Origin of the sequence: Flavonifractor sp. An52, from assembly GCF_002159385.1 — a bacterium.
Taxonomy (GTDB): Bacteria; Bacillota; Clostridia; order Oscillospirales; family Oscillospiraceae; genus Flavonifractor; species Flavonifractor avicola.
Window position 1 is genome coordinate 35,713 of sequence record NZ_NFIB01000026.1, and the last position, 9,745, is coordinate 45,457.

9 protein-coding genes are annotated in these 9,745 nt (G+C 64.4%); 1 reads left to right on the forward strand and 8 read right to left on the reverse strand.

Going from position 1 to position 9,745, the window contains the following annotated elements:
• Positions 1 to 30 precede the first annotated feature (30 nt).
• From B5G06_RS10470 to B5G06_RS10500, 7 genes are all read right to left on the reverse strand, one after another.
• Positions 31 to 2,415, reverse strand: a complete 2,385-nt coding sequence (locus tag B5G06_RS10470) for a homocysteine S-methyltransferase family protein (RefSeq protein WP_087189016.1) — start codon at positions 2,413 to 2,415, stop codon at positions 31 to 33.
• A complete protein-coding gene (locus B5G06_RS10475; RefSeq protein ID WP_087189017.1) occupies positions 2,412 to 3,056 on the reverse strand; it encodes a hypothetical protein in 645 nt (214 codons plus the stop codon). The genes B5G06_RS10470 and B5G06_RS10475 overlap by 4 nt, the downstream gene beginning before the upstream one ends.
• Entirely contained in the window at positions 3,053 to 3,913 is an 861-nt protein-coding gene (metF, locus tag B5G06_RS10480; protein ID WP_087189018.1) for a methylenetetrahydrofolate reductase [NAD(P)H], read from the reverse strand. Before metF ends, B5G06_RS10475 begins: the two co-directional genes overlap by 4 nt.
• A 117-nt stretch (positions 3,914 to 4,030) precedes the next feature.
• Positions 4,031 to 4,336: a cysteine-rich small domain-containing protein gene (locus B5G06_RS10485; protein WP_087189019.1), complete on the reverse strand. Its 306-nt coding sequence runs from the start codon at positions 4,334 to 4,336 to the stop codon at positions 4,031 to 4,033.
• A gap of 69 nt (positions 4,337 to 4,405) precedes the next feature.
• The gene (locus B5G06_RS10490) at positions 4,406 to 6,691 is read right to left on the reverse strand and encodes a xanthine dehydrogenase family protein molybdopterin-binding subunit (RefSeq protein ID WP_242955459.1); all 2,286 of its coding nucleotides are present in this window, start codon (positions 6,689 to 6,691) and stop codon (positions 4,406 to 4,408) included.
• A gap of 5 nt (positions 6,692 to 6,696) precedes the next feature.
• Positions 6,697 to 7,170, reverse strand: a complete 474-nt coding sequence (locus B5G06_RS10495; RefSeq protein ID WP_087189021.1) for a (2Fe-2S)-binding protein — start codon at positions 7,168 to 7,170, stop codon at positions 6,697 to 6,699.
• An 18-nt stretch (positions 7,171 to 7,188) separates the two neighbouring features.
• Positions 7,189 to 8,049: an FAD binding domain-containing protein gene (locus B5G06_RS10500; protein WP_087189022.1), complete on the reverse strand. Its 861-nt coding sequence runs from the start codon at positions 8,047 to 8,049 to the stop codon at positions 7,189 to 7,191.
• Between the two features lie 331 nt (positions 8,050 to 8,380).
• Here B5G06_RS10500 and B5G06_RS10505 point away from each other — a divergent pair, with 331 nt between their 5' ends.
• Positions 8,381 to 8,722 carry a winged helix-turn-helix domain-containing protein gene (locus B5G06_RS10505; protein WP_087189023.1) on the forward strand — a complete coding sequence of 114 codons (342 nt, stop codon included), beginning with the start codon at positions 8,381 to 8,383 and terminating at the stop codon, positions 8,720 to 8,722.
• Positions 8,723 to 8,789: 67 nt separating this feature from the next.
• Here B5G06_RS10505 and B5G06_RS10510 read toward each other — a convergent pair whose 3' ends face one another.
• Positions 8,790 to 9,455, reverse strand: a complete 666-nt coding sequence (locus B5G06_RS10510; RefSeq protein WP_087189028.1) for a UDP-N-acetylglucosamine pyrophosphorylase — start codon at positions 9,453 to 9,455, stop codon at positions 8,790 to 8,792.
• Positions 9,456 to 9,745: the final 290 nt, after the last annotated feature.

Genomic DNA, 9,745 nt, shown 5'->3' on the forward strand with positions numbered 1-9,745 from the left:
GCTGCACCGCAGCGGTCCTTTTTCTATGGATTAGTTTTGATAGATCTCCTTGGCGTACCGGACGGTGGCCATGGCGTCCTTGGCGTAGCAGTCCGCCCCGATCTGGTCGGCGTAGGCGGGGGTCAGCACCGCGCCGCCCACCACGATCTTCACCTGGGGGCAGGTCTCCCGCAGCTGGCGGATGGTCTCCTCCATGCTCACCACGGTGGTGGTCATCAGGGCGCTGAGGCCCACCAGTTTCACGCCGGGCTGTCCGGCGGCCTCCACGATGCGCTCCGGGGCCACGTCCCGGCCCAGATCGATGACGGTGAAGCTGTAGTTTTCCAGCAGAACCTTGACGATGTTCTTGCCGATGTCGTGGATGTCCCCCTTGACGGTGGCCAGCACCACGGCCCCCTGGCTGGGCCGGTCCTCGCCGGACATGGCGTTCTGCACCACCTCAAAGGCGGCCTTGGCGGCCTCGGCGCTCATGAGCAGCTGGGGCAGGAAGAGGGTGCCCTTCTCAAAGCCCTGACCCACCTGATCCAGGGCGGGAATGAGCACGCTGTCCACAATATCCAGCGGGGCCTTGCCGCTGTCCAGAGCGGCCTGGGCGGCCTGGGCCGCCCCCTCCTTGCTGCCCCGCAGAACGCAGTCGGTGAGAGAGGGGCCGTTGGTGGAGGAAACAGGAGCGGCAGTCGTCTCCTGCCCGCCGTAGGCGGCGATGTAGCGGCCGCATTGGGGGTCCAGCCCCATCAGGGCCTGATAGCCCCGCCAGGCCCCCATCATGGCGGCGTTGTTGGGGTTGAGGATGGCGCAGTCCAGCCCCTGCTGGAGGGCCATGGTAAAGAAAGCGGTGTTCACCAGCTCCCGCTTGGGGAGACCGAAGGACACGTTGGACACGCCCAGAATGGTGGACACCCCCAGTTCCTTCTTAATGCGGCCCACCGCCTCCAGGGTGATTTTGGCGGCCTCCGGCTCGGAGGAGATGGTGAGGGTCAGGGGATCGATGACGATCTCCTTTTTGGGGATGCCGTACCGGGCGGCGGTGTCGCAGATCTTTTTGGCAATGGCCAGCCGACCCTCCGCCGTGGGAGGGATACCGTTCTCGTCCAGGGCCAGGCCCACCACCACGCCGCCGTACTTCTTCACCAGGGGGAAGAGGGCGGCCATGCTCTCGGCCTTGCCGGACACCGAGTTGAGCATGGGCTTGCCGTTGTAGCGGCGCATGGCCCGCTCCATGGCCTCCGGGTCGGAGGTGTCCAGCTGGAGGGGGAGAGGGAGGACAGCCTGGAGGGACTCCATCACCTCCACCAGCAGGGCGGGCTCGTCGATCTCGGGCAGGCCCACATTCACGTCCAGCACCTGGGCCCCCGCCTCCTCCTGGGCAAAGGCCTCGTTGAGGAGGTACTCAATGTTGTGGTCCCGCAGGGCCTGCTGGAACTTCTTCTTGCCGGTGGGATTGATGCGCTCGCCGATGACCACCGGGGCGGGGCCGATCTCTACCGCCTGGGCGTAAGAGGACACCAGAGTGCGGCCCTTGTCGGCGGCAGGAGTGTAGGGCTTGTCCCGGCATACCTCCACGGCTGCCCTGATGTGGTCGGGGGTGGTGCCGCAGCAGCCGCCTAGCACCTGGACGCCCAGGTCGGCGATGGCCCCCATGTGGACGGCAAACTCCGCCGGGCCCACGTCAAAGACGGTGCAGCCGTCGCAGGCGTGGGGCAGACCGGCGTTGGGGTTGACGATCAGAGGCACCGAGGCATATTCCACCAGCTGCTTCACGATGGGCAGCATCTGAGCGGGGCCCAGGCCGCAGTTGACGCCCAGGGCGTCCACGCCAAGGCCCTCCAGCAGGGCCACGGTGGAGGCGGGGGTGCCGCCGGTGAGCAGCTTGCCATTCTCCCCGTACACGGTGGTCACCACCACCGGCAGGTCGCAGTTCTCCTTGGCGGCCAGCACGGCGGCCTTGGCCTCGTAGGAGTCGCTCATGGTCTCGATGAGCACCAGGTCGGCTCCGGCGGCGGCTCCCGCTTTGACCACCTGGGCGTACAGGGCCACCGCGTCCTCAAAGTCCAGGTCGCCCATGGGCTTCAAGAGCTTGCCGGTGGGGCCCATATCCAGGGCCACGAACACGTCGGGCCGGGGATCGGCGTCCCTGGCCTCACAGGCCAGACGTACACCGGCGGTCACCAGCTCCTCCAGATTAAACTCCCCTCCGGCGGGGAACTTCAGGGCGTTGGCTCCAAAGGTGTTGGTACACAGGATGTTGCTCCCCGCCGCCAGGTAGGCCCGGTGGAGAGCGGAAATGCGGTCGGGATAGAGCAGGTTCCAGGTCTCAGGCAGCTCGCCGCCCTTCAGGCCCTGGGCCTGGAGCAGAGTGCCGGTGCCGCCGTCAAAAAACAGGCGCTGGCTGTGCAGCGCGTCAATGAATTTCATTTGGTATCTCTCCTAAAGGCGCAGTTGGTTTTGGAACAGGTGGCGCAGCCTCCGGCGTGGCATTTGCCGGGGGTATTTGCCACACCGATCACCGCCGTCACCGATTTGATGGGGGCCAGCAGGCAGGTGTCGGTGGCGGTGAGGCCGATCTTCCGGGGGCCGTCCAGCCGCCGCAGCAGCTCGGGCTGGGCGGTGAGGGGGAAGTCCCCGTAGCCGGGGCTGAACCGGGGCCGCAGATATTTGCCGGGATAGCGCTGGGCCAGCTGGTCGCAGGCGTCGTCGCACACCGCCTCGATGAGGGCGGCGGCCACCGCCTGGTCCATGGCGGCCCGGGTCACCTGGCCCGCCGCCGAGCGGGCGATGAGCCGGTCTACCCCCACCCCCAGGGTGGCCCCGAAGAGGAGGGCGGCGGTGCAGCCCTCCAGGTGGGCCCGCAGCTTTTCGCTGTCAATGGACCAGTCCCCCAGCTCCACCCCGCCGGGGCGGAGGGTGAGGGGGACCTCCACAGAAGTCCACCGGGGGTCGGCGGCCCCCTCCACCGCCTGGATGCGCTTGTCCAGCAGGGCGGCGGTGGCCTCGTCGGGCTGGGCGCCCCGGTAGCCCAGATAGCGCAGGGCCTCGGACCGGGGGGTGTGGATCATTTCAGGACCTCCGACAGGCTGGACTGGATGGAGGCGGCGATCTCCGGCTTGTTCATGGAGTAGATGTGGATATGCTCCACGCCGTTGGCGATGAGGTCGATGATCTGCTCGGCGGCGTAGGCCACACCGGCCTGGCGCATGGCGGCGGGGTTGTCCCCGAACCGGTCCACAATGGCCTTAAACCGCTCGGGTAGATAGGTGCCCGACAGCTTGCAGATACGGGCGATCTGCTTGCCGTTGGTTACCGGCATGATGCCTGCCACCACCGGCACGGTGATGCCCTTCTCCCGGATGCGGTAGAGGAAGTTATAGAGAATGTTGTTGTCAAAGAACATCTGGGTGGTGAGGAACTGGCAGCCCGCCTCCACCTTGGCTTTCAGGTGGTCGATGTCGGCGTTCTTGGTGGGGGACTCGGGGTGTCCCTCGGGATAGCAGGCCCCGCCGATGCAGAAGTCGCCGTGGGCCTTGATGTCCTTCACCAGCTGGGCGGCGTACTGGTAGTCGTGGGCGGGAGCGCCCCCCTCGGGGATGTCGCCCCGGAGGGCCAGCACGTTCTGGATGCCCTTCTCTTTCAGGTGTTCCAGCACCTGGGCCACGTGGGCCCGGGTGGAGGAGGCGCAGGTCAAATGGGCCAGCACATCCACGCCGTACTGCTGCTGGATACCGGCGGCAATGCCCACGGTGTAGTCGCTGGTGCCGCCGCCGGCGCCGTAGGTGACGCTCATAAAGTCGGGCCGCAGGGCGGCGATGTCCTGGGTGGCCCTGGCTACCGAGTCATAGGTGTCGCTGGTCTTGGGGGGAAAAACCTCAAAGGACAGGGTGGGGCGGTCCTGGTTCAGAATGTCGATGATCTTCATGGAAGCATCTCCTTCGCTTGGGGAATTGGGAAACATTATATCACAGATGGGGGAAAAATCCTATCGCTTATCAAAAAGAAAGGGCCAACTGTTTGACAGCTGACCCTCTTGTGCGTGTTACTTCTGCCCGGCTTCCCGCTCCCGGTGGGCCATGGCCTGGGTGATCTCCTGGAACTTGGCGGCGATGTAGCCGTAGTTCTCCCGCTTGTGGGGGAGGGTACAGCCGCTGCAGTCCTTGATGCCGCTGTCCAGATACGTAAAGTTGCCGCCGCAGTCCCGGCCCAGCATATACAGCGGGCAGTAGCAGAACAGGCAGTTGAAATCCTGGCCCTCGGGGACCTTGTGGCAGGGATAGTACTCGCACTCCTTGTTGGTGTAGAAGGAGAAGTGCTTGCCCTCCCAATAGGGTTTGTTCTCTTCCATGACCGCGCCCCTTTCCGCGTGATTCTGTGCTTCCATGATACACGGAGGGGATGGGGTCTGTCAAGGAACTTAGGCCTTACCCGCCGCCTTCAGGCCCGCCAGCACCCGGCCGGGGGTCAGGGGGAACTCATGGAAGCGCACGCCGGTGGCGTCGGCCACCGCGTTGCCGATGGCGGCCAGGGTGGGGTTGACGCCGCACTCGCCGATGCCGATGATGCCGAACACACCGGAGGGGTCCGGATTCTCCACCAGGATGGACTCGATCTCCGGCCGGTCGTCGGCGGTGGGCAGCATATAGGAGTGGAAGCCCTTGTTGTAGAAGCCCTTGCCCTCCACATAGGTCATCTCTTCCCGGACGGCGTAGCCCACGCCCTGGAGCACGCCGCCTTCGATCTGGCCCCGGCACAGAGGCGGGTTGACCGCCTTGCCCACGTCGTGGGCGGCGGCTACCTTGATGACCTTTACCATGCCGGTCTCCATGTCCACCTCCACCTCGGCGGCCTGGGCGTAGAAGGGGAGACAGTTGGGGGGCACCTGGCAGGAGGAGGCCAGGAACTGTTTGCCCTCCAGGTGGGCCTGGGAGGCCATGTCGGCCAGGGTGGCCACCTGCTTGCCGTCGCAGGTGATGATGCCGTCGGTCATATCCAGGTTTTCCGGATCGATGCCCAGCTTGGGCCCCACCCAGTCAAAAATGTCCTTCCGCAGCTTTTTACCGGCGTCGGCCATGACATAGCTGACGGTGTACAGAGTGCGGGTGGCGTGGGAGCCGATGTCGAAGGGGGCGGCGTCGGTGTCGCCGAACTTCATGACGGCGTCCTTGTAGGGGACCCCGATGAGGTCGGCGGCCACCTGGAGGCAGGCGGTGGTGGAGCCGGGGCCGATCTCCGGGATGGAGGAGTTGACGAAGAGGGTGCCGTCCCGCTCGATGCGGAGAATGACGGTGTTATAGTCCACGCAGAAGGGGGCGGCGTTGCTGACGTGGGTACCGGCGGAGATGCCCACGCCCCGGCGGATGCGGCCGGTCTGCTTACCGGCCTTGCCGTGCTTGTCATACCAGCCGATGGCGGCGGCCGCCTTGTCCAGACACTCGTTGGTGCCGCAGGAGCCCGGCGGGAAGGGGAACCAGTTCTTGGTGTCCTCCCGGGTGGAGTTCTTCTTCCGCAGCTCGATGGGGTCCATGCCCAGCTTTTCCGCCATCAGCTCAATGGCGGGTTCCACTACGGCATTGCCCTGGGGGGTGCCGAAGCCCCGCATGGCGCCGGCGGTCATCTGGTTGGTGTACACCGGCCAGCCGGTATAGCGGAAGTTGGGGATGGCGTAGGCACCGGCGGTGCCGCAGGCGCCGCATACGCCCACCAGGTCGGTGCCGAAGGTAGCATAAGCGCCGGTGTTCAGCCAGGCCTGGGTGTCGATGGCCACAAAGGTGCCGTCGGCCTTGGCTCCCAGCTTGCACTTGAGGTAGCCGCCGTGGCGGGAGTCGGAGCAGGTGAAGTCCTCCTCACGGGTGTAGATCAGCTTGACGGGGCGGAAGCACTGCATGGACAGGGCCGCCGCCAGAATCTCCGCCTTGCCGGACAGGCCGATGCGCACGCCGAAGCCGCCGCCCACATAGGGGGCGTTCTTCACGGTGACCTTACTCACCGGAATGTCCAGGGCCTCGGCCAAAATCATCTTGGTGGGGTAGAGGGACTGGGTGGTGCAGATGACCTCCAGCCGTCCGTCGGGGCTGTAGGTGGCCACCGCGCCGTGGGGCTCCATCTGGGCCTGCTTCACCCGGGGCAGGGTCACGTCGTACTCCACCACCGCGTCGCACTGGTCAAAGGCGGAGGTGGGATCGCCGCCGAATTCCAGCACAATGGGCCCGCCGCAGATGTTGTGGAAGTCGGGGTTGGCAAACTTGGGCTGAACCTCGGGGGAGTCCGGTTTGACGGCCTCCAGGGGGTCGTAGACGGCGGGCAGCTCCTGCCACTCCACCTTGATGAGCTTCACCGCCTGTTCGGCAATGGCCTCGGTGTCGGCGGCCACGGCGGCCACCTCGTCGCCGATGTACTTGGGCTCATCGGTGAAGATGGTCTGATCCAGCACCGGCTTGTGGGGCAGGGGGGTAATGAACATGGGGGCCGCCCCGTTCCACACCTTGTTGGTGGTGTTCTTAAAGGTACACACCGCCCGCACACCGGGCAGGGCCTCGGCCTCGGAGGTGTCAATGCTCAGCACCTTGGCGTGGGCGTAGGGGCTGCGCAGCACCTTGCCGTATACCATCCGGGGCAGGGTCACGTCGAAGGTGAACAGGCCCCGGCCGGTAACCTTGTCAAAGCCGTCGTTACGGGGAATGCTCTGTCCTACATATTTCATGCTCCTCACTCCCCCTTCTGGATGCGCTGGGCGGCGGCCTCCACCGCCCGCTCGATGTTGACGTATCCGGTGCAGCGGCAGATGTTGCCGCCCAGGGCCTCCCGGAGCTCCTCCTTCTTAGGCTCCGGGTTCTCATCCAGCAGGGCCTTGGCCGACATGATCATGCCGGGGGTGCAGAAGCCGCACTGGACGGCCCCCTGGTTGATAAACTCCTCCTGCAGGGGGTGGAGCTTGCCGTTTTTGGCCACACCCTCGATGGTCTGGATGACGGCTCCCTCCGCCCGCATGACGGGGATGATGCAGGAGGTCACCGATTTGCCGTCCATGATGATGGTGCAGGCGCCGCACTCCCCCTTGCCGCAGCCGATCTTGGTGCCGGTGAGGTAGAGATTGTCCCGCAGGAACTGGGCCAGGGAGATGGAGGGGTCCACCTCCGCCGTAATGGCCTCGCCGTTGATGGTGGTATGTAAAACAGCCATGTCAATTCCGCCTTTCTCTCAATGTGCCAGCTGATCCCGGCAGGCCTCCAGGGCCCGGCGGATGATCACCGGCAGGGTGTCCAGCCGGTACTCCCGGCTGCCCCGCAGGGGGTTGCTTCTGGGGTTGGCGTTTTCCAGGGCCAGCTGTCCGGCCTGGGCCATGTTCTCATCGGTGAGAGGCTTGCCCGCCAGGAAGGCCTCGGCGGCCTGGGCCCGCACAGGTCCCACGCCCACGGGGGCCATGGTGATCCGGGCCCAGGTGACCAGGCCGTCCTCCACATGGACCATGGCGGCGCAGTTGAGCATGGGCAGGGACAGGGATTTCCGCAGCTCCAGTCGCACAAAGGAAGCGGCCTCCCCGGGCTGGGGCAGAGGAATGGAGATCTTGGTCACCAGTTCCCGGCTGTGGTCGATGGTGCTGCGGGCGAAGCCGGCGTACATCTCACCCATGGACAGCTGACGCGCCCCCTGGGCGGACAGGACGGTGAAGGTGGGGGCCAGGGGGGCCAGGGACATGGCGCCGTCGCCGGCGGGCTGGGCACTGACCACGTTGCCCACCAGAGTGGCCGAGTTGCGGATCTGGAGGGACCCTACCGTGCCGCAGCCCTGAGCCAGGGAGGGGAAGTATTGGCGGACCAGCGGCGAGCGGGCGATGGTGGTCAGGGTGACGGCGGCGCCGATGACCAGCTTGCCGTCCTCCACGGTGATGCCGCACAGCTCGGGTACCCGGGTTACATCTACCCACACCTGGGGCTGTACCTTCCCGGCCTTGAAATCCACCATCAGGTCGGTGCCGCCGGCCAGGACCACGGCTCCGCCGTCGGCCTGAGCCAGCGTGTCCAGCACTTGCTGGACAGACGATGCGTTCACATATTCCATGGTATACTCCTCTCCTTTGAAACAGAATTATGAGGATTAAAACTAAACTATAATTATATTTAAACCTTTTGGTACAGGAAAGTCAAATGAATGGTTCGGACACGAACAAAGATTGGAAAAATCCGAAAGAGTGCCGACAAAGGGAGGATGAGAAAAGTGAAACAGACAAAACGAATATAAAAAGTGCTAAGTTTTCCAGGATTACCTGGTGGTAATGGAGTAAATCGATAAAGAAAATTTACGTTGTGTTTTTGAAAACACAACGATATAATGGCCATAGAAGCAAAATCCGCCCGGCATAGCAGCCGGACGGCAGAGAAGGGAGCGGGCCATGCGGGGGGAAGGAAAATTCTATCTGACGGATGAGACGGGGCGGCGGATCTTCGGGCCGGGACCGGCGGAGCTGCTGGAGCAGGTGGAGCGGACCGGCTCCCTGCGGGCGGCCGCCCAGAAAATGGGACTGTCCTACTCCAAAGCCCTGAAAATCCTCCACACGGCGGAGCGTGGGCTGGCTATGCCCCTGGTGAGTACCGAGGCGGGGGGCCTGGGGGGCGGCGGCAGCACCATCACGCCCCAGGCCAAGGCCCTGCTGGCCTGGTTCCGGCAGGCCCGGCAGGCGGTGCAGGAGGCCGCCCGGGCTCAGCTGGACCGCCTGCCCCAGGATGGCCAATAGGATAGAAAAGAACAGCGCCCCGTTGGAGAAAAGCTCTCCAACGGGGCGCTGTTTACAGGTGAAATGGTTACTGCTCCTCCCGCAGGACGATGTGATCCTTGTCCTTATAAATGCTGTGGGCGGGAATGACGCCCCGGACGCAGGAGGTGGGGTATACGCTGCTGTGGCGGCCCAGAATGGTACCGGGGTTGAGGACCGAGTTGCAGCCCACTTCCACAAAGTCGCCCAGGATGGCGCCCATCTTCTTCCGGCCGGTGGGGATGGGGGTCTCCCCCTTCACCACCACCAGGGTCTTGTCGGACTTGACGTTGGAGGTGATGGAGCCGGCGCCCATGTGGCTCTTGTAGCCCAGGATGGAGTCGCCCACATAGTTGTAGTGGGGGGTCTGGACGTTGTCGAAGAGAATGACGTTTTTCAGCTCCACCGAGTTGCCCACCACGCAGTGGGCTCCCACCAGAGCGGAGCCCCGGATAAAGGCGCAGTGACGCACCTCGGTCTCAGGGCCGATGATGCAGGGGGCGCCCAGGTAGGCGGTGGGGGCCACCACAGCGGTTTTGTGGACCCAGACGTGCTCCTGGGGCTGGCTGTACTCCTCGGGGGAGAGCTGGCTGCCCAGGGAGAGGATCAGGTCCTTGATGCCGTCCAGGGCCTCCCAAGGGTACTGAAACTGCCGGAGATAATCCCCGGCCAGGGTGTGGGACAGATCGAGCAGATCGGAAATGGTGATGTTCATAGGATACAGGACCTCCTGTTTCATTGAAATCTCAAACTTTCGCCGCAGGGACCTCCTGGGGCAAAGCCATATCCGGGCTGTATTATAGCACAAAGACTGCGCCTTGTCACCAAAACGGCCGTGCTGTGAATCATTCTTCACAGCACGGCCGTTTGTACAGTACAGAATTATACGTTGCTCAGATCGTCGTCCTTCATGCACAGATGGACGGCGCCCAGCTTGAAGGTCTGGGGCAGAGCCAGGATGTTGGGGTTCTCGCCCACGAACTTCTTCTTGGCGTCCTCCAGAGC